This is a genomic window from Vibrio spartinae (assembly GCF_024347135.1).
Lineage (GTDB): Bacteria > Pseudomonadota > Gammaproteobacteria > Enterobacterales > Vibrionaceae > Vibrio > Vibrio spartinae.
Genome location: NZ_AP024908.1, coordinates 338172 through 358513 on the forward strand (window position 1 = coordinate 338172; position 20342 = coordinate 358513).

16 protein-coding genes and 1 pseudogene are annotated in these 20342 nt (G+C 46.2%); 9 read left to right on the forward strand and 8 right to left on the reverse strand.

The window, feature by feature from the left end:
- Positions 1–39: 39 nt before the first annotated feature.
- Entirely contained in the window at positions 40–3633 is a 3594-nt protein-coding gene (locus OCU60_RS19365; protein ID WP_074371216.1) for a DUF637 domain-containing protein, read from the forward strand.
- Positions 3634–3643: 10 nt separating this feature from the next.
- Positions 3644–4006, forward strand: coding sequence for a hypothetical protein (locus tag OCU60_RS19370; RefSeq protein WP_074371215.1), 363 nt, complete (start codon positions 3644–3646; stop codon positions 4004–4006).
- 38 nt (positions 4007–4044) lie between these two features.
- On the opposite strand, the gene OCU60_RS19375 is transcribed toward OCU60_RS19370, so the two are convergent.
- From OCU60_RS19375 to OCU60_RS19395, 5 genes and pseudogenes are all read right to left on the reverse strand, one after another.
- Entirely contained in the window at positions 4045–5253 is a 1209-nt protein-coding gene (locus tag OCU60_RS19375) for an IS256 family transposase (protein WP_261854726.1), read from the reverse strand.
- Positions 5254–5313: 60 nt separating this feature from the next.
- A pseudogene (locus OCU60_RS19380) lies at positions 5314–5496 on the reverse strand (IS256 family transposase); the annotation flags it as partial.
- A 154-nt stretch (positions 5497–5650) separates the two neighbouring features.
- The gene (locus OCU60_RS19385; RefSeq protein ID WP_074371316.1) at positions 5651–5983 is read right to left on the reverse strand and encodes a TSUP family transporter; all 333 of its coding nucleotides are present in this window, start codon (positions 5981–5983) and stop codon (positions 5651–5653) included.
- 25 nt (positions 5984–6008) lie between these two features.
- Positions 6009–6479 carry a GNAT family N-acetyltransferase gene (locus OCU60_RS19390; protein ID WP_074371317.1) on the reverse strand — a complete coding sequence of 157 codons (471 nt, stop codon included), beginning with the start codon at positions 6477–6479 and terminating at the stop codon, positions 6009–6011.
- Between the two features lie 178 nt (positions 6480–6657).
- Positions 6658–7011, reverse strand: coding sequence for a hypothetical protein (locus OCU60_RS19395; RefSeq protein WP_074371318.1), 354 nt, complete (start codon positions 7009–7011; stop codon positions 6658–6660).
- A 291-nt stretch (positions 7012–7302) separates the two neighbouring features.
- Here OCU60_RS19395 and OCU60_RS19400 point away from each other — a divergent pair, with 291 nt between their 5' ends.
- Complete coding sequence (locus OCU60_RS19400) at positions 7303–7662, forward strand: hypothetical protein (RefSeq protein WP_235862125.1); 360 nt, start codon at positions 7303–7305, stop codon at positions 7660–7662.
- Positions 7652–8134, forward strand: a complete 483-nt coding sequence (locus tag OCU60_RS19405; RefSeq protein WP_074371319.1) for a hypothetical protein — start codon at positions 7652–7654, stop codon at positions 8132–8134. The genes OCU60_RS19400 and OCU60_RS19405 overlap by 11 nt, the downstream gene beginning before the upstream one ends.
- Positions 8135–8197: 63 nt before the next feature.
- Here OCU60_RS19405 and OCU60_RS19410 read toward each other — a convergent pair whose 3' ends face one another.
- Entirely contained in the window at positions 8198–8335 is a 138-nt protein-coding gene (locus OCU60_RS19410) for a hypothetical protein (protein WP_159439433.1), read from the reverse strand.
- A 201-nt stretch (positions 8336–8536) separates the two neighbouring features.
- On the opposite strand from OCU60_RS19410, the gene OCU60_RS19415 reads away from it, so the two are divergent.
- The 3 genes from OCU60_RS19415 to OCU60_RS19425 are packed head-to-tail and all read left to right on the forward strand — an operon-like array spanning position 8537 to position 10246.
- On the forward strand, positions 8537–9034 hold the full coding sequence (locus OCU60_RS19415; protein ID WP_074371320.1) for a type VI secretion system PAAR protein: 498 nt from the start codon (positions 8537–8539) through the stop codon (positions 9032–9034).
- Entirely contained in the window at positions 9034–9837 is an 804-nt protein-coding gene (locus tag OCU60_RS19420; RefSeq protein WP_074371321.1) for a polymorphic toxin type 44 domain-containing protein, read from the forward strand. The genes OCU60_RS19415 and OCU60_RS19420 overlap by 1 nt, the downstream gene beginning before the upstream one ends.
- Positions 9827–10246 (forward strand): hypothetical protein, encoded by a 420-nt coding sequence (locus tag OCU60_RS19425; protein WP_074371322.1) that lies wholly within the window; start codon positions 9827–9829, stop codon positions 10244–10246. Before OCU60_RS19420 ends, OCU60_RS19425 begins: the two co-directional genes overlap by 11 nt.
- A gap of 190 nt (positions 10247–10436) precedes the next feature.
- Here the strand turns inward: OCU60_RS19425 and OCU60_RS19430 are convergent, their stop codons facing one another.
- Together OCU60_RS19430 and OCU60_RS19435 are read right to left on the reverse strand one after the other, a co-directional pair.
- The gene (locus OCU60_RS19430; protein ID WP_074371323.1) at positions 10437–13475 is read right to left on the reverse strand and encodes an AAA family ATPase; all 3039 of its coding nucleotides are present in this window, start codon (positions 13473–13475) and stop codon (positions 10437–10439) included.
- Between the two features lie 9 nt (positions 13476–13484).
- Positions 13485–14618, reverse strand: a complete 1134-nt coding sequence (locus OCU60_RS19435) for an exonuclease SbcCD subunit D (RefSeq protein ID WP_074371324.1) — start codon at positions 14616–14618, stop codon at positions 13485–13487.
- A gap of 506 nt (positions 14619–15124) precedes the next feature.
- On the opposite strand from OCU60_RS19435, the gene OCU60_RS19440 reads away from it, so the two are divergent.
- Positions 15125–17383, forward strand: coding sequence for a two-partner secretion domain-containing protein (locus OCU60_RS19440; protein WP_074371325.1), 2259 nt, complete (start codon positions 15125–15127; stop codon positions 17381–17383).
- Positions 17384–17453: 70 nt separating this feature from the next.
- Complete coding sequence (locus OCU60_RS19445) at positions 17454–20288, forward strand: DUF637 domain-containing protein (protein WP_159439434.1); 2835 nt, start codon at positions 17454–17456, stop codon at positions 20286–20288.
- Positions 20289–20342 lie beyond the last annotated feature (54 nt).

The following is a 20342-nucleotide window of genomic DNA, read 5'->3' on the forward strand; positions in this document are numbered from 1 at the left end:
TGATTTATTTATTCAGTGGATTAGAGTTTGGTAAATAAGATGATGAAAAATAAAAAAATACCATTATGGCAGCGTCTGACTTCTAGTATCTTGTTGCCAGTGCTTCTTACACATATGGCTTTCCCGGTTTATGCCGCGGCGGTGCAGCATGTTGCTCTGGAATCGATTACTAATGCTGTGGCTAGTTCAGCACGTTATCGACTGCAAGAACAAGTACGGGATTACCTGTATGCCGGGGCGATAGAAAAAGATGAGCTGGCAATTTTTGACGGATTTGAATTCTTCTTTACTCAGATTAAAGCCAAATATCCTGAGATGTTGTCTGCCTATCAAGGGGCAAATACCACGTTAGATGATATTCCGACCCGTTTCGGAACCCCCTATGTAGAGCGGGGAATCATCAGAGAACAGTTGGTTCAATTATTAAATAAGAACTGGATTTCAGCGCCCGGTTATTCAAGTTATAACGAACAGACCAAAAAGCTGTATGAGAATGCTGTCCGTTATGCGAAATCGGCTGGGAAAAAGCTAGGCGAGCCTCTCACCGAAGAACAAATTTCCCAGCTTTCTACAGATATGGTCTGGCCTGAAACCCGAGTTGTGAACGGGCATGAATATCTCATTCCGTTTGTGTATCTGGTACCCACCACCATTGAACAGCAGCGGTTGACTGAGTCTACATTGACAGCCGGATCCGCAGATATTCATACCAACTCATTCGTAGTTAACGGTGCACATGTTGATATTAAACATAAGGCACTTCTCGATATCACCCATGATTTTATTAATACCAAAGGAACAATTTCGGGTGGGCAACTAACTATCCGTACGGGACGCGATCTACAAAATCTTTCGGGGACCATTACTGGTGATAATGTTTCTCTGATTGCCAACCGATTGGTGAATGACACGCTGGTCACTCGTCTTGATTATGGGCATGGTTACGCAGAAAGTTTTGACCAGATTGGTTCGATTGTTTCACTGGGCGATCTGAATATTCAGACCACGTCTGATGTGGTCAGTCACGGCGGGCAATTCTCTGCACAGGGCGATTTACAAATTCGCTCTGAAGGCAACATCATTCTTGTCCCTCAAGTCACCAAAAGCGCACGTAAAGAATCCGGCCAGCATTGGTCAGAAAGTGAATCGTCGCTGGTTAATCTGCAAACCCATCTTTCTGCTATCGATACATTGTCGTTGATTTCGGGTGGCGAGGTTTATATCGAAGGTGCTGCCCTAGAGAGTCAGGGGTTGCTGGAGATCCTCGCAGCCCACGGCATTACCCTAAAAAGCGCAGCAGATATGCATACTTTTGACAGCCGCTTTCATGCTGAAAGCGGTGGCATGTTCGGGACCAAAGAAAGTGAGTCCGAGAGTCGCAATGAAGCTGAGATCGTCAGAACTTTATTGAAAGCCGGGCAGAGTCTGGTATTACGAACCTTACAGGGTAACATTCTGCTTGAAGCCGTTACGGTTGATAGCCGGGGTATTTCAAAAATTATTGCTGAGCATGGGGAGATTGATTTCGAACTGGCAAAGCTGCTTGAAACCTATAGCTATCAAAAGTCCTACGATGGCGCTTTATCGTTCCGCCATCAGGGGCATGGTTATCAACGTGAAGTTGCTTATTACTCTGAGTTTATTAACTCCGGTGGCATCATGCTCGATGCCTACAACGGTGTTCGGATTCAGTATGCTGGGGATAAATATAATTTAGATTCGACATTGGCAACACTAGCGCAGTCACCAGAGCTCGCATGGATGGAGGACATCCGTAATGATCCTTCTTTGAATGTGGACTGGCAGGATGTGCAGTTGGTCATGGAAGAGTGGGATTATGACCAATCCGGGCTGACACCGGCTGCGATGACGATTCTGGCGATTGCGATGGCGATCGCTACCGGGCCTGGAGGATTGACAGCTTTCAGTGGCCAAGGCGCGATGATCGCTGCAGTGAATACCGGGGTGTCAACATTGGTGATGCAGGCATCTGCCAGCTTACTGGCCAATGGATTTGATATCAAAGACACCTTGAAGTCGATGGCTTCTGATGAAAGCCTAAAGTCACTCGCAACCAGTATGGTGACCGCTGGTGTACTGGGTAAGCTCAACGTTGGCGGGCTTTCTAACGGTATCCAATCGCAAGTCACTCAGATGCTGATGCGTTCGGCAGTGAGTTCGGGGATTGCAACGGTTATCAACGGTGGCAGTGTCAATGACTTCAGCGATTCTTTTAAGACCAGTTTTTCGACTGCAGTCGTGACAGCGATTGGCGCTGAATTAGCGGAAAAAATTGGTGATGCTGCCGGAGCACACGGTGCCACCGAGTCTAACCCAACGGGTACGGCACAGATTGATGTAGCAACCAAGTATATTGCCCACGCTGCATTAGGATGCGGCTTAGGTGGTGCGATGACATCCATCAGCGGCGGTAATCACTCCGATTATCAGAGTGGCTGTATTTCAGGTGCTGCCGGTGGCGTGATCGGTGAGTATGTTGCAGGACAGTATCTGGATGAGATCGCGTCAAAGCAACTCAAAGTTGAGCGGGCGGCTGCTGATATTCTCAGTGATAACCAACTGACTGAGACTCAGCTCAAGCAACATATCGCAGAGATGCGCGCACAGGGCGTTGATATTTCCCGTATGGCGGCAGCACTTACCGTCTTTGCATTTCATGGTAATGTTGATATTGCCGATTATACGGCTGGCAATGCCGCTCAGCATAACGTCTTGTTCTTGTTGGTGTTTGCCTTTAACGTCGGTATGGCGGTTTGGACGGCATATGACATCTACAATACCATCGATTCTTTTGTCAAAGCATTAGAAAGTGGTAAGCCACTGGATGAGTTAGTTCAAGGTGCAATTCTTGAGTTAGCGATTAACCTGACCGTTGGTAAATTCGGTAAAGCCGGTCGTGCGATTCTGAAAAGTAAACCAGCCGATGAGTTGTTCGACATCATCCGCAAAGAGCTAGAGCATATTGCGCCGAGCCTGACGAAAAAATTTGATGAGTTTGTTAAAAACTTCCAACTTTCAAAATCCGGAAAACCTTTAACCGCTGGGCCGGGTAAAGAGCCGGTAGATATTGATGATTATGTTAGTGTTCCGAGTAAGCATCCAATACCGAATGTTGGTAAACTATGGCCAGATAAGACAACCCAGCATGTTATCAAAGGTGATTTTGATGAGCTGAACAGGCTTGTTGGGGGAATGCATACCGCGGAAGGGCTTGCTGACTTTATTAAATTAAGGGAATTATCCGGGACCAAATATACATTGAAAGAAGTGGATGCGTTTTTATCTCGTAATGATACCTCTGAGATCTGGGTTCAGACATTACCGAATGGTGTCAAAAGGTTGCAACTGCCGCGAGAAGGGTTACATAGAAACGCTTTTGAAAGGGGAAGTGTGAAGATCGGTGATATCAGAGTAAAAGGTATTAAGACCATTTTCCCCGAAAACTTTACCCATCAGGATATTGTTGCAGCAAGTCAGAAAGTTTTGCAGGATAACTATGACAAGGTGACAAAAGAGGAGCTGTATGGTGTCTATAAAGGTATTAGTATTCGCTTATCGCGAGATTTAAACACAGGAAGGATTAAGACAATCCATCCGAGTTGGAATCAATAAGGGGGAACCAATGGATCATTTCGAATTAAAGCTTGAGGATATATATAGGAGTGAGTATTTTGATGAAGCCTCCTATATTAATATCGATGACTTTCTACATAGTCATCCTTCTTATGTAGATTTCTTTGTACAGAAGCTGGAATCAGAGCCGGAGAATATGGAGGTTTTATACCTGATTATTATTCAAATCGTTCCTTTAGACTGTTGTATTAAACATGCCTTAGAGTGTGAAGACTGGACATATCAAGACTTTGATGAATGTAAATTTAGCTGGTACAAAGACAGAGAAAGCTTTTCACCAATGACGCGTGAAGAATATGAGCAATGGCTGGCGAAGCAGATGATTAACGAAGGGCGGGCATCGTTGCAGTAATGTGCGAGACTGTTCATTATTCTGTGTCACGCCCATTTTTATAAATCCAGATATGGAGTGAGTCTGCCTTCAAAGTGGATGCTGAGCTGAGACAGTGTCAGGTTCCAGTTCTGCACCGGATGCGTCCACTTTTCACTGGCTTTCAACATACCTGCATACAACAGCTTGAGCAAGCTGGTTTCATTAGCAAAACCGCCCTTGGTTTTGGTCAGTTTGCGGAACTGACGATGTACCGCCTCAACCGCATTGGTGGTGTAAATGGCTCTGCGGACCTGTTCGGGATATTTGAAATACACCGATAAGTTCTCCCATTTATTGCGCCATGACTGAATCACCAGCGGGTATTGTGGTCCCCATTTGGCTTCCAGCTCATCCAGCTCATGTTCGGCAGCTTTAAGGGTTGCCGCTTTATAAACACATTTTAAATCCGCCATAAACGCTTTCTGATTTTTGCTGGCGACATACTTCATCGAGTTACGGATTTGATGGATAACACAGAGTTGGACTTCAGTCTGCGGGTAAATGGTTTCAATCGCCTGAGGGAACCCTTTGAGGCCATCGACACAAGCAATACAAATATCTTTGACACCGCGATTTTGTAAGTCGGTCAGGACACTGAGCCAGTAATGCGCGCCTTCGGCATCAGAGAGATAAATCCCCAGCAGCTCTTTTTTTCCTTCGATATTGAGTGCAAGGATGGTGTAAATGGCTTTGGAAACAAAGCGACCGTTTTCCTTGATTTTGTAGTGAACGGCATCAAGCCAGACGACCGGATAGACGGGGTCTAAATCCCGCTCCTGCCATGCTCTGAGCTCAGGGATAAGACGGTCGGTGATGGCGTTAATCGTGCCATTGGAAACGCTGATACCATACATATCCAGCAGATATTCCCGGATATGTTGATAGCTGTTGCCAAGGGCAAACAGGGAGAGGACATTACGTTCCATCTCATCGGTCAGTCGGGTCTGGTGCTTCTTGACAGTTTGCGGGTCAAAAGAGCCATTTCGGTCACGGGGCGTTTCAAGTTCAAATTCCCCGGATGAGGTTTTAACGGTTTTGCGGGATTTTCCATTTTTGCGATTGTCGGGCTCAGCTTCAAGGTGCTGTTCGATTTCAGCCCCGAGCGCGGCTTCAGTGATTTGCTTAATCAACGGGGTGAGCAAACCGTCTTTGCCGTTGAGGCCCTGACCGGATTGCAATGCTTTGGCAAAAGCTTGAATATCAATTTCGAATTTATCGTCAGACATAAGGTGTCATTTCCTTTTTGGTTCAGTTTAAAGAAATGACACAGAAATTTGAACACTACCTTTTCCATTTTTGCGATTGTCGGGCTCAGCTTCAAGGTGCTGTTCGATTTCAGCCCCGAGCGCGGCTTCAGTGATTTGCTTAATCAACGGGGTGAGCAAACCGTCTTTGCCGTTGAGGCCCTGACCGGATTGCAATGCTTTGGCAAAAGCTTGAATATCAATTTCGAATTTATCGTCAGACATAAGGTGTCATTTCCTTTTTGGTTCAGTTTAAAGAAATGACACAGAAATTTGAACACTACCGCAAAAAGCCAATCACAATTTTGTGGTTGGCTTTTTCAGGATTGCATGACAAACCGACGACAATAAACCGCGCTTATCCAAAAACAAGCAAGAATTATATCACCCCTTGAACAATCATTTTGACGGCAAACAAGCTGAGTAACATTTTGATGATTTGAATCATTCGCTCATTATTGCTTCTTAAACGCAGCCTTGTGCCTAAAAATGATCCCCACACCGCGCCGATAATCATATCAATAATCAAATTTAAATCAGTGAGTAAGCTTGCCGTTACAGTTAAATAGACTGGGATTTTGGTGAGGTGACTGATCGTCATAAATAATGAACTTGTTGCAATAATGCTATCTTTCGACTTCAGTTGTTTGGTTAAGACATTTAAGGCCAAAGGGCCGGTCACACCAACGACCAGCCCCAAACCTGTTTGCAAGAAACCAATCGAATACAGTTGCTTGTTATTTGCAGGTTTTGATCAGATCTCTTGTCATAAAGCGGCTGTGCGGATCGTCTTGATAGTGAGCAAATGGCCCGCAATAACGGAAACCAAATTTTTCGTATAAGTTTCTGGCCGGGCGGAAGAAATCATGAGATCCCGTTTCAAGGCTAACGGTCTGATAGCCGCGCTCAGTGGCGATATCAAGTGCATGCATGAGTAGTTGCGTCGCGACACCGGATTGACGGGCAGCGCGTGAGGTTCGCATCGATTTCAACTCAATATGCTCGGGGGTCAGTTGTTTGATGGCAAGACAACCTTGCAGTTCATTACCGAGCCAAGCGCTGAAGAAGGTTATCTCCGGGGATTTTAGTGCATCTACATCTAAGGCATGCGCGCTTTCCGCGGGTGAGGTCTTATACATATCTGCCAGATGCTCTTCGAGCAGTCTGATCACCTCGCCACCCGATAAATCATCAATTTTGATTTCCATATGCTGGATTGTCCTTTTATTTATATAACATTTACTTATATAACGTTAAATGAAGGGAGAGCGCACCTGAATGCCGTGCCAAAATTTGTCTTTCACCACAAAAATCGTTATATATCAAAATGTCACACAGCACAGATTTCTGATGAATCGTTTTGGTGTATTGCTAACGACAGCCTTGTCAATTGATCAAAAAACCGATTTCTTTGATTTGCTGGTCAATCTCTTTAATGAAGTAACGCGCTAAACGTTCTCCCGGAACGACGTCGCTGGTCTGCTTCCACACGATCTGGACCACGTCATTGTTACGCAGTACCGCCAGTATTTCTCGATCAAGGCTTAACGATGTGAAGAATTCATTTTCTTGCCATAATTTGAGAACATGTTTTTTATTATTGGGATCCTGCGCTTCTTCGTCTGTTTGATAAGCACAAAAAGCAGCCCAGTCTTGCCGGTTTGAAGCGTTGACAACGGCATCAATCATCGGCTGGGCGATGGCTATAATTTCTTGGTCGGTTTTACTGGTAATTGACATATCGTTTCTCCGCATGACTGATTTAATTGAGCAATTTAACGAAATACTTTGGCGATTCTACATATCCATTTTGATCATAAAAGCGGTGTGCATCAACACGTCTGGCATGGCAATGGACTTCGATGCGATCACAGCCGCGCGCTTTTGCAATTATATGAAACCCCGTTTAAAGCGGTTAGATATTGGAACCTTTATCTATGTTCCTTTTATCCAGTTTATGAACCCATATGAAATTAGATTGATTTGGTTATGATAAGTCGATTGTACTTATTTGTAATGATGAGAAGCACGATGTCAGTCACTCAAATGAAAGGTGATTTTCGCACTATCAGCGGTTTTGTTCCAACGTCGAGAACAGTCGATGCAGTAAATGACATGAACGATGTGATTAACATGAGTTCATTGTTAGAAAAGATCCTTATGTTCATTCCTGCATTTCAGATATTTGCAGGTCGAAATACATACACAAATGTGACACTTGCTTCTACAGCGCAGAATATAAAGGACTACGACTGGGTGATGTTTGCTCAGGCCGTTCAGTCGATTGATACCGTCAAACGAGAAAGGTTAGAGAAAATCGCGTTTCAAGCTGCTCTGTTATCAATGGGGAAGGAGAGAACTTTTTGGGAGTGTGTTTACAATGCGTTATAAAAAATGGCTGGTGGTAGTGTTATGTTTTTTTTGCTATTCAGTCAACGCCATATCGATGGATGAATATTTACGGCAAAAAATGCTGACAAGTTATGACAACTTGAATGTGAAACTCGAACACTGTCGTCATCAGAGAGTAAAAATTGTTAAAGATGAAATCAAATCGGCTTGGCTAGCCTCGCTTTCTCAAGAAAAAAAAGTAATGGTCGTTTCTATTTTGAGTGAAATGGCTAATGATAAATGTGTCGCAGCAGAGAAAGCTCGCTACAGCCAGGATCTACTGAATTATGTCGCGGAAAGCGGAGATAAAACAAGATTGGATGAATGGCTGAAAATGCAGAAAACATATCGTCCGCAAGCGCTGGAGCCTGCATTTCAGCAACTCGATATGCAGCAGATAGAAAAATTGTCTGCAACACCACCGTTCAATACGCCATTTAATCCGCTGCAACTTATGGGTGTGTATCAGTGAGCCCTAATGGCACTCAAATGTACCATAGGGCAATCATGATCCGGCTGATGTTCACCCCAGCGCTTAACCCCGAATGGTGACGGTCGATCCGGTCAATGCAGGTTCGACGTCAATCCGCAGCGCCATTTGCTCTTTCAGATCCGCAACGTGGGAGATGATGCTGATCATCCGCCCGGTTTGTTGGCGCTCTACCAGTGGCAATGATATGACACGATCAGTCCCAGCTTTGATCTGTTCAGATTGAACCGGATAGTGACTTAATCATGAAATGAATGAATAAGTGATAAAAGTTTCTGACATCATCTCTCAAAAAATAAAACCAGTCGCATACTCAGATTGTTGCGTTATGTTCAATATGATATTTAAAAATATCATTCATAGTTATTGGGTCCAATAAAAGTTATGGCTAAAGCTGTTCGTGTCGGAGACACCGGAACTGCTCATGATGGATTTCCACCAACACCTGTCACTTCCGGCTCTCCCGATGTTTCTATTGATGGTATTCCCGCTGCTCGGGTCGGGGATCCACTCGAGTCACATTCCAAACCAAAGCATCCTCCCCACGCACGAAAAATATCATCGGGTTCTTCTACTGTGATGATTAACAATAAACCAGCAGCGATTACAGGCGGTTCGGTGAATTGTGGTGGGGTAACAATGGGCGGTGGTACGGTTAATATTGGTGATGAGGTCCCACAACCACAACTGATGAAAAAACTGCATGATCGTGCCTTTATTATTAAAGATGAAACGGGACAACCGCTTCGGGATGTGGAATATCGTATTGTTGTTGATGGCGAAACGGTTGCTCAGGGAAAAACCGATCACAGTGGACAATTACCGATCACAGATACAGGTACTCAACCGAAAAAAGTCCAAATATTTATTAAGGAAATATAATGTCAGATACATCGGGTTGGGTACTGAAAAAAGAAGTTGTTTCAACCTCTGCCTCTACGCATGATCCCGTGTCTATTTTGTTACCGTGTCAACATTCAAATGGTGCTTTACTGGTTGCTGAATATATTATTGGTGAAATGAAAACGAATATTCAGAGTAAGACTTGTGAAACGATTCGATATCTGTTGGATTATAAGTATGAACGGCTGCAAGAGTGGCGGCAATTACCGTGGTATAAACAACTGTTTGTACCTGTGCCAAGGCCTGATTTGATCACGGCAAGCGCATTGTGGCTCGAAAAAGTATATAAAGGGCATTCGTGGGATCATAAGCCATTAATTCGTGATAACCCAAGTTTAAAAGCTGTTGCGGTACATCGTAAATTATGGACATTAGCGAAAATACGAGCATATCGGCAAAATAAAAATCCTAATGATAAACCACCGACTGACTCTAAAAGTTATTGGCATAAATATAAAAGACATGATTATTTTTATGATATTTGGTCCAATGTGCATTATGGCTATGTCGGTTTGGCTTGCGGTTTTAGCCAAGAGCTTTTGTTACGAGGTGCAGGCGGAGCTCAGTTCCTCGATAATATGACGACCTCGGGCGATGCTCCGGATGATGTGGTTGCTGTGAAGGTCGGCTTCGAACTATATCAGGATTACGGAGATTCGTTAGCAACATTGACCCCATCAGATTTAATGAAACGGTTGGAGCAAGCGAGTTTTTCTGACGCAGCGCGTGACATTCATTTATGTTTTCACCCACACAGAAAAGAATTAGAAAATGAAAGCTAGTCCAGTCAAAATAATTCGAATGATTCTTTTATTGATATGCATCGGTTTTGTCGTTGCTTTTTTCTTTCCGAAACGGATGTACATTCATTACAACAACCCAGATAAACCAATCCAGGTTTGGCTATATCAGTATGACGATACATCAGAAATAAAAGATGTTTCACAAGGGCCAGTGATGTTTGTCATTAAACGGCCATGGCTAGCGACTTTTTTCTCACCGGATATTTTGGCCTCAGTCAGTTGGTCTTACAAAAATCAGCGTTCAGTGATTGATGCGCTGGATATGATAGCCGAAGAAGGGCAGCCTGATTTACACCATGTGTGTCGATTGGATCTCTATCTTGACGGCCATGCAAAACTGCTTCGTTATGAAGAGACCGACTTCCTGTTTTTGAATTTCTGTTGGTGAGTTTTTGTAGATAAAACGGGAAGCGTTGCTCTCTTTTGACGGATAAAGAGAGCAGCGTTTGGGCGTGTGTTTACCATGCGTTTGTAAAGCATGAACGTGTATCAGTGAGCCCTAATGGCACTCAAATGTACCATAGGGCAATCATGGACCATTAGGGCAATCATGATCCGGCTGATGTTCACCCCAGCGCTTAACCCCGAATGGTGACGGTCGATCCGGTCAATGCAGGTTCGACGTCAATCCGCAGCGCCATTTGCTCTTTCAGATCCGCAACGTGGGAGATGATACCGATCATCCGCCCGGTTTGTTGGAGATCCACCAGTGTCTGTATCGCCAGATCGAGCGACTCCGGATCTAAACTCCCGAAACCTTCATCAATGAATAATGTTTCCAGCCGGATGCCACCACTGTAGGACTGCACGACATCAGACAAGCCCAAAGCGAGCGCCAGCGCCGCCATAAAAGACTCCCCCCCGGACAGCGTTGCCACATCGCGGTTTTTACCGGTGTAACCATCTTCCACCACCAAATCGAGCCCCCGGCCGGCAATGCCTTTGAACCCCTCTGTTTTCCGCACCAGCGTATAGCGACCTTTGCTCATGATACTCAGTCGCTGAGAGGCCTGAATCAGGACGTCATCGAGTAATACTCCCAGCACAAAGCGGTGCAGACTAATCCGGCTCCCCGTTTTGCCGCTGGCAACATCATAGAGGGTGCCGTAGACCTGATACGCTTGTTCCAGTTTGGCGTTTTGCGCATGTAGCTGAGCAATATCCTGGCGCACTTTTTCCACCCGTTTGAAGGTTGAATAGATGGTGTCGAGCTGCTGGCGTGCGTCGGTATAGGTTTGTTGTGTCTGCGTCAGGGTCGCATCCAGTGCTGCTAAGTCCGGTCTTTGGGCATCTTTCAAGGTTGCCGTTAAGTCAGCCAGCGTCTGTTCCAAGCGGGTTTGTGTCTGTTTGAACTCATCCAGCTCTTGTTGCCAGCGCTGGATCTCCTGCTCGGTGCGTTGACTGTCGAGGTAGTGTTGTTCATCGTTAAAATGACTTGCCGCTAATGCTTGGTGCCATTCGGTTTCTGCCACAGTCAATTGTGTTTTGGCCTGTTGCAGTAACTCCTGATTGGTAGTGATCTGGCTGTTAAGGTTCGCATGGGTCAGTGTTGCTTGTTGCAGTTCCGTCTGTGCGGTCGTGAATGTTTGATTGAGCGTGTCGATTTGCTGCTGTGTTGCCGCAATTTCTTGGTTCACCTTGGTGACGCTGTCACGTTTGGGGTCGATTGATTCACTGAGCTGACGTAACTGTTCCTGACTGGTACTCAGCCGTGAATCGTTGGCAACGATTTGTTGTTGGAGTTCGGTTAGTTTGCGATCTCCGGCTTCACAGCGTTGATTGAGCGTTGTGACAGCTTGCGTCATTTGTTCCAGATTGAGAGTGGATAAATATTGCAGGCGGTCATGTTTGGCCTGTAAATCTTGCTGGAGCTGTGCCGGTTGCATCGAGGCTTGCTCGCCGAGTTGTGTGGTTAACTCATTCAGGCGCTGCTCGGTTTGGGTAATCAGTGTCTGGTGTTGGTCCAGTTGCGCTGAGCATTGATGAGCGTGTTGCCATGCCTGTTGCTGTTCAGTGCGGGCTTGCTGGATGTGCGCTTTGGTCACTTCTGTCTCGGTCAAAACCGCAGGGGACGGATGATCACAACTGCCGCAGACCGGACACGCCTCTCCGGGGTGAAGTTTCTGGGCGAGAATGGCCGCTTGCGCACTGTGCCACTGCATTTCTAACCGGTCGGCTTGTTGCTGGGCCGCTGTAAAATCTTGCTGGGCTTGTTCGACCGCTGCTGTCTTTTGCGGCGTCTGTTCCAGCGCTTGCTGATGCTGTTTTCTGAGCGTTTCCAGTTGATTGAGATCCGTCGCTAAACGCTGCATTCGGGCAATGTCAGCGTCAATCACTGGTTTTTCAGCCACTTCAGTTTGCGCTTTCTCGAATGCTTGGCGGGCTTGTTCCGCTTCGCGGAGCAATTTTTCTTTATGAGCAATATATTGGGTCTGGGTGGTCTCAAGCTTCTGCTTCTGGCTGATATGTTCCGCGATTTTTGCTTCGAGTGCTTGCTTTTCAGCCAGTTTGGTTGTGAGGCTGTCTAACTGATAGACCGTCTTGGTCAGTTCAGGGAGCAGCTTGGCTTGTTCCGTTGCGGCATCGAGTGCGACCTGTTTGCGCTGTTGTTCCGTCTGCGCGGTGTCGCGGGCCTTTTCCTGAGTGATGATTTTCTGCTGAAACTCGTCTGCCTGCTTGGCTGCATTGACCCGATTGACATAAGGCAGCTGGATTTTGGCTGCATTGCGCGCAGTATCCAATTGTTGTTGCTTGGTGGCCATATGCGCACTTTGTTCAAGATGCGTGTTCAGCGCCGATTGTGCTTGGCTGAAGCGATCAAAACCCTGATTGAGTGCTTGGGCTTTCTGAATCTCGGATTTGAGTTGATTGAGTGCCGACAGGGCGTTCTGCTCTTGATGACGCGCCGCTTCGAGTTGTCGGGCAAACGCTGTCTGTTGTTCGTCAAGTGCCTGTTCAGAGGTGACGCCGGCAACCTGTAAAGCCCCGCGAATCTGATTATCAAATTCGTTTTTAGCCTGGCTGATATCACTGGCCTTATCTTTGAGTGCAAATTCGATTTTCTTGTAGATATCGGTTTGAAACAGTTGGCCGAAAATGGCTTCCCGATCTTTAGAGCTGGCCAGTAATAGCTCGCGGAATTGGCCTTGTGGCAGCACCATCACCTGACGAAACTGGGTATCGTTGAGGCCAATCAAAGCCGTCACGTCGGTTTTGACCTGTGCGGTCTTGGCTGTGATGAGTTTCTCTGCGTCAGTGATGTCGTACAGCGCTGCGCTGTGTTTACGAACGGTCGTCCCTTCGCCGCGACTTTTGGGCACTTGTTGTTCCGGGCTGCGGGTGACCCGGTAGATTTTATCATGCAGGGCAAAAGTCAGGATGATTTCAGTCGGGGTGTCCGCACTGGCGAGATCACTGCGCATTTGGCTGCCCTGACGTTCATTGCCGGTGGTTTCGCCATACAGCGCAAAGCAGATCGCATCCAAAATCGATGTTTTTCCTGAACCGGTCGGGCCATTAATCAGAAACAGCGGATGACGCCCCAGTCGCGTAAAGTCAATTTGTGCGGTATGCGCAAAAGGGCCAAAGGCCTGCATTGTCAGTTTTAATGGTGTCATGCGTGTCTCTTACTGCCGGGTGAGTTGGTTGATAATGTCGCTGATAGCACGCTCTTGTTCTGCCGATAAGTCGCAGTCTTGCACTTCAACAAAGAAATCACGGAACATGTCAATCTCGCTGCGGGACAATCTGGCTGAGGCCATGTCCTGTTCTACGCCAATTAACATGCCCGGTTTTTCTAAATGCAGCACATTAGGATAGACCGCGCGTAGTTTCTCCATCGGATTGAGAATGGCGTGTTTGTCCATCAGCCGGACCAGCAGATAATCGAGATGTTTCGGATCGGTCTTGCCCTGTTCGAGAATGGTGTTCAGTTCACCTTCGAGGATGCGCATTTCATGCGGTGCAGTAAGTTCGACCGGTTCGGCAGACACAAAACCGTCCTGATTCAATTCAACGAGTGTAAATCCTTTCTTATGATGCTGCTCACTGAAGCTGTACTTCATTAAAGAGCCGGAGTAGCGAATGTGCGCGGCACCTTTTTGTTGAGGCTGATGCAGGTGGCCGAGGGCGACATAATCGAAATCGATAAAATGTTCATGACTGACCCGATCTGAGCCCCCGATAGAGAGCAGCCTTTCTGACTCGGATTCAATCGCCCCATCGACAAAACAGTGACTGATGAGCACCTGTTTTTGGGTGGGGGAGGCGTGCTCGCGCACTTTTTGGGCCAATAATTGATGGGCTTCATCATGCGTTGACACTGAGGTTTGCAAGGCTGCGCGAACGGTTTCAGGATCACTGTAAGGCATGCCATAGAAGGCCACTTCACCGGCGGACTGACTCCGCAGGATGACCGGTTCCAGCATCTGTTCAAAATCACTGATAATGTGTAATCCGGCATTTTTCATCTGTTCAGCCCCGAAGCCGAGCCGTTCGGCACCATCATGATTCCCCGGGATGAGAACCATGGGGGTATTGAGGGTGCCACAAATCTGATGGATGACTTGATTCAACAGTTCGATGGCAATTGTTGGCGGCACGGAACGATCATAGATATCACCGGCAACAATGACTGCATCAACCGGGTTTTCTTCAATAAAAGCAACCAACTGTGCCAATACGGCTCTTTGATCGGCAATCAGTGAAACGCTGTGAAACTGGCGGCCAAGGTGCCAGTCTGAAGTATGGATAAATTTCATGGGTGTTGATTTCTTGATGTGTGGGCCAGAGCGGCATTGATAAAGTCCCGAAGATCAAAGACTAGCTTATCTGAGCTTGGCTGCAAAGGGAATGGTGGCGAGACATCGTTGTTGAACTTTGACGTCTGAGTCGTAAATCGAGATATATGATTGCATGGCCTCATGTGATATGAGCGTGATTTATATATCATTAAGATAAATATAATTACACAGTGATGATTCTATTTTGAATATATGAATGCCAGCGCTGCTTAATGAGATTTTGATCCTGCCGAAAAGGTTATTTTGTACAAAATTTTACCGGAAATGTTTATTTGTCGAAGTGCATATCAGTGATATGATTTGCTCACTGAAATTGACATTCTCATGACATCAAAGCAGTTAATTTTCTCGGGGTTTATCGTGATTTGATAAACATTTTCATTTAAATGTAGAAATATCTCTCAATCGTAGGTATCACATTGGCTAATATAAATAGGAAACTGAACGTCGGATATAGGGCTTCGGTGAAGTACGTATGGCTCATTATTGGTCTCTCTTTGATTTCAATCTGTCACTCGGCTGTGGCAGCGATCAATGCAAAAGATGAAGGCAGTCGTGCTGATCAAACGTCTGTATTGAATCAAACCGGTCAATATTACGTCCGAATTGCGAAGGCAAATGAGCAAGGATTATCGGTTAATAATTTTAGTTCGTTTGATGCGCAAGGAAAAAATATCGTCTTGCTCAACTCACGCGTGATGAATCCGAAAATCGGCAACGCTCCGGCTCAGACAATTGTGTTGATCGTCGATCAGCATCAACGAGCAAATATTCAATCGATTCGGGTTGAAGGACATGCGGCAGACGTGGTATTGGCTGCCCCCGGAGGGATCCAGTGTCAGGGTTGTTCTATCACGAACACCGAGCGGGCGACGCTCGCGACCGGTATTGCTCAGATAGAGAATGGCGAACTGACCGGCATTGATGTGAGCGGTGGCCGTGTCATGATTGGTGGGGCCGGGCTGACAGCAACGGATTTATCATTATTGGATATTGCCGCAGGTCAGGTACTGGTCGATGGCCCGTTACGCACCAATATGAAAGGCAGTCTTTCGACACGCAATCATCAAGAAGTGAAAGAAATTGATGCGGGCGGTAATTTAGAAGTCTCGAACGGTGACGTGCAAATTATTGTGGGTAAAAACCACTTCCGTTATACCGATCGCCGGTCTGATGCGCATTATCAACAGTTTAATCGTAAATCTTATCAAAACGCATCAAACGCCTTAGAGATCACTGAAAAAGGCCATATTTCAGTCGGGAATCTTCACCTCGAATCAACCTATGATTTCGGGACTATTTTAGTGGATGGTTTAATTCGGGCTCGGGGCAACTGGACTTATGTCGGGCGATATAATGAACAGAGTATTATTCCTTTAGAGTCAGTATCGATTAAATCCAATGGCAATATCAAATTATCTGAGCAGATTATTGCTGCCAATAAAGTCGATATTGAATCAACCCGAGCCATTCATATTGCCGCGCTGCCTGCCGGTAATAATTATCTGCTCGACAGTATTCAGGGTGCAGAAATCAAAGTTGTTGCGGTCGGTGATATTAACAACCTCGGCGCGATTTCCGGGGATTCTGTTTATTTTACCGGACAGAATATTGTCAACGAGGGTGATATTGAAGCGACTCGCGATCTTTACCTGAATGGCCAGACTGGGGTAAGAAACCAATATGGCGGTATTATTCTGGGAGAGAATATTGAGTTAACGTCTCAGCAGGATGTGATTAACGGTCAGTATTATCCGTTCAAGCCGGCTAAAATATGTGCAATGCTCCGCATCGTGAATCGCTCTCCTTCGATTGAAGTCGGTGGAAAATTAGCAGTCCCTCCATTTAAAGGGTGTGGCAAAGTCGCAGCAAAATCTTTGAGCGCTTATATTTTAGGGCAGAATATCAAGGTGATTGCGCAGAATTTTACCAATGCCAACCCTTATGAAGTCTCAAAAAACAGCTATACCGATCCCGAACTGACTTTAGATTTGGCTCAGAGTGAGCAAGTGGTTGTGTCTGCGGAATCGATCATGGACATCCGAGTGAATGAACGGTTCTGGAATATGTCTGCCGTTGTTGAATCGTGGACGGGTAATGTCATTGTACAGGCACCGATTATCGATAATGAACGTTACCATATTTGGGCTGACACGCATGTGCAAGTAGTCGGTAACCCGAATGGGACTCACACCAATCAAAGTATTCAGTATCTGAAGGTGCTGTCACCACCGGCAAGACTGAATGTCGGTCAGGATCTGATTCTAAACAGCGACATGCTCAATAACGAGCACAGTAGTGTTGAAGTGAAGCGCGATGTGACCGGCTCGGTCAATAAAATCTGGATGGAAGGGCTGAAAATCCGGGACATCTTTAAAAAGACGACCGTCACGCAACATTCAAAACGTTACTGTAGTAAGCGCATCTTCGGTCACTGTATCAAACATAAGAGAAAGCATTGGACGACGTCTAGCGTTGCACTGACGAAGAATAGTAAAACTGCTGAGTATCCATTCATCTTCTTGGTTGACGGACATATTCATGAGGGCTTCGGCAACGAATACAGCATGTTACAGAATATCACCTTTGGACCTGAAGCTTCTGCTTATGCGCCTAAGCCAATGGACCAGCCTGCGAAGCCCGGCAAACCTGGCAAATTCGTTCCGATTACGGCCGGCGATGTAATCTTCTTTGTCAAAAATCCTGATTATCAAGGAGATTAATCATGATCTATCGTCGTGTATTCGTAAATATCCGTGTAATTGAATGACTCAGAATCAGGTGAAAAAAATTATGAAAAAAACTCAAATACCGTCGTGGCAGCGCCTGACTTCTTCTGCGCTGTTGCCGATTATTTTTACGCATTTTTCTTTCCCTGCTTATGCTGCGGGACAACAGAATATTGCGCTGAACTCGATTACCAATGCGGTGTCCAGTTCAGCACGTTATGAACTGAAAAATCAAGTTCAGGACTATTTGTACGCCGGGGCCATTGAACAAAATGAACTGGCTATTTTTGATGGGTTCGGATTCTTCTTTGAGCAAATTAAAGCCAGCTACCCAGAGATGTTGTCAGCGTATCATGGCAAAAATACAACCTTGAATGATCTGCCGGTGCGCTTCGGGACGCCTTATGTTGAGCGTGGTGTGATTCGTCAACAGATTATCCAGTTGTTGAATAAAAGCTGGATTACGGCCCCCGGTTATTCGAGCTATAACGAACAAACCCAAAAACTGTATGAGAATGCGGTCAGTTATGCGCGATCTCACGCGAAGAAACTGGGACAAACGTTAACTGCCGCTGAAATTACTCAGATTCCGGCAGATATGGTGTGGCCTGAAATCCGCGTGATTAATGGTCGTGACTACATTGTGCCGTTTGTGTACTTAACGCCAGCCACGATTAACAACCAGAAAATCTCTGAGTCAACACTGGCCGCCGGTTCCGCCGACATCAAAACCGATACGTTTGTAGTCAATGATGCCAATGTTCGTTTTACACATCATGCCTTACTGGATATTACGAATGACTTCATTAATACCAAAGGCAGGGTCTCTGGTGGTGAACTGACCATTCGTACCGGTCGTGAACTGCAAAACTTATCCGGTACGATTACCGGTGATGATGTCTCACTCATCGCCAACAAATTGGTGAACGACACGCTGGTGACTCGTTTTGACTACGGTCACGGCTACTCTGAGCATTTTGATCAGGTTGGTTCCATTGTGTCGTTAGGGGATTTGAATATCCGCACTGCCGCTGATGTCGTCAGTCACGGCGGACAGTTCTCAGCGCAGGGCGATTTACGGATCCAGTCGCAAGGCAACGTGATTCTTGTGCCGCAGACGGCGAAAAGCGAGCGGGCGGAATCGGGGAGTCATTGGTCTGACAGTGAATCGTCACTGGTCAACTTGCAAACGCATCTTTCTGCCGTTGATACGTTGTCATTGATCTCCGGTGGAGAGGTGTATATTGAAGGCGGTGTGCTGGAAAGTCAGGGATTATTAGAAGTTCTGGCTGCCCATGGGATTACACTGAAAAGTGCTACGGATATGGAGACCTTTGACCGCCGTTTTGAAGCTGACAGCGGTGGCTTGTTTGGCAGTAAAGAGAGTGAATCAGAGAGTAAGACCGAGTCTAAAATCGTCAAAACCTTGTTGAAAGCCGGCCAAAGTATGGTGCTGCATACGATTCAAGGGGACGTGTCGTTAGAAGCGGTCACGGTTGATAGTCAGGGGCTGACTAAAATCATTTCTGATTATGGCTCTGTTGATTTCAAACTGGCAAAACTGCTTGAAAGTTATAGCTATGCGAAGTCTTACGACGGAGCTCTTGCTTTCCGACATCAGGGCAATGGCTACCAGCGTGAAGTCGCTTACTATTCGGAGTTCATCAATTCCGGCGGCATCATGCTCAATGCTTATAGTGGGGTGCGTATTCAGTACGCCGGGGATAAGCACGATCTGGACACAACTCTGGCAACCTTGGCACAGACACCTGAATTGTCGTGGATGCTCAATGTACGCAATGATCCGTCGATCAATGTGGACTGGCAGCAAGTTCAGTTGGTGATGGAAGACTGGGATTACGATCAGTCTGGCCTGACACCCGCAGCCATGGCGATTATTGCGGTGGCAATGGCGGTTGCGACCAGTGGTGCCGGTATGGCGGTGATTGGTGGCGAAGGACCACTGTATACGGCCATTAATGTCGGCTTCAAATCTTTGGTTTCACAGGCAACGAATGGCCTGATGGCGAATAACTTTGATATCAAAGCAACCTTGAAATCTCTGTCGTCTAAAAAAGCGTTAATTTCATTGGCAACTGCGATGGTGACGGCCGGTGTCTTGAAAAGTGTTGATACACATCTGTTTGCTGAAGGCACCGATGCTGCAAATGCGATTAAAGATGCAACTACGATAGATATTGCGAGTAACAGTATTGAAGCACAGATCATTCGTTCCGTTGTCAATTCAACAGTGAGTATCGGCATTAATACAACGGTTCAGGGCGGCGATCTGAGTGATTTCGGGCAGGCATTTTCGACCAGCTTTGCATCGTCGATGGTCTCCATTATCGGTAGCTCTTTGTCGGAAAAAATCAGTGATGCTGCGGGCCATAAAGGGGTGACAGAAACCAACCCGAGCGGTACACCACAGATCAGTGCAGCGGCCAAGTATATTGCTTATGCGTCGTTAGGATGTGGGATTGGTACTTTCAAATCCTCCATCGGGGGTAGTCAAGTGTCGGATATGGCCATGGGATGTGCAGCGGGCGCGTCAGGCAGCGTGATCGGTGAATATGTCACGGATAAATATAGCGACGTGATTCTAAAACGGGAGCGCCAAGTCGAAGGGTGGACCAAAGACCTTTTAGGCAATGGGCTGCTTTGTCCGAAGCGTATCAAGAAGCTGATTAAAACGTTGCGAAAACAAGCGATCAATGTACCGCGTTATGCGGCTTCAGTGGCAGTCTATGCCTTTGGTCATAAGGGCATCATCACCAATAACGCCGATAATGTTGTACAACAGAACGCGCTGTATCTGCTGAATTTCGCGTTTGATGAAGATAAAGCGACTGACGATAGTAGCAGTAGTGACGACGATGACGATTCTTGTCTGATCTAGTTACATCTGCTGTGATTTGGTGCGGTTAAGCCTCCGAATCTTTGACAGTCACAT

Coding starts and splice junctions, on each gene's coding strand:
- OCU60_RS19400 (WP_235862125.1), top strand. CDS start 7,303: ATGTCAGTCACTCAAATGAAAGGTGATTTTCGCACTATCAGCGGTTTT.
- OCU60_RS19370 (WP_074371215.1), top strand. CDS start 3,644: ATGGATCATTTCGAATTAAAGCTTGAGGATATATATAGGAGTGAGTAT.
- OCU60_RS19395 (WP_074371318.1), bottom strand. CDS start 7,011: ATGTCAATTACCAGTAAAACCGACCAAGAAATTATAGCCATCGCCCAG.
- OCU60_RS19405 (WP_074371319.1), top strand. CDS start 7,652: ATGCGTTATAAAAAATGGCTGGTGGTAGTGTTATGTTTTTTTTGCTAT.
- OCU60_RS19415 (WP_074371320.1), top strand. CDS start 8,537: ATGGCTAAAGCTGTTCGTGTCGGAGACACCGGAACTGCTCATGATGGA.
- OCU60_RS19435 (WP_074371324.1), bottom strand. CDS start 14,618: ATGAAATTTATCCATACTTCAGACTGGCACCTTGGCCGCCAGTTTCAC.
- OCU60_RS19420 (WP_074371321.1), top strand. CDS start 9,034: ATGTCAGATACATCGGGTTGGGTACTGAAAAAAGAAGTTGTTTCAACC.
- OCU60_RS19445 (WP_159439434.1), top strand. CDS start 17,454: ATGAAAAAAACTCAAATACCGTCGTGGCAGCGCCTGACTTCTTCTGCG.
- OCU60_RS19365 (WP_074371216.1), top strand. CDS start 40: ATGATGAAAAATAAAAAAATACCATTATGGCAGCGTCTGACTTCTAGT.
- OCU60_RS19425 (WP_074371322.1), top strand. CDS start 9,827: ATGAAAGCTAGTCCAGTCAAAATAATTCGAATGATTCTTTTATTGATA.
- OCU60_RS19390 (WP_074371317.1), bottom strand. CDS start 6,479: ATGGAAATCAAAATTGATGATTTATCGGGTGGCGAGGTGATCAGACTG.
- OCU60_RS19430 (WP_074371323.1), bottom strand. CDS start 13,475: ATGACACCATTAAAACTGACAATGCAGGCCTTTGGCCCTTTTGCGCAT.
- OCU60_RS19375 (WP_261854726.1), bottom strand. CDS start 5,253: ATGTCTGACGATAAATTCGAAATTGATATTCAAGCTTTTGCCAAAGCA.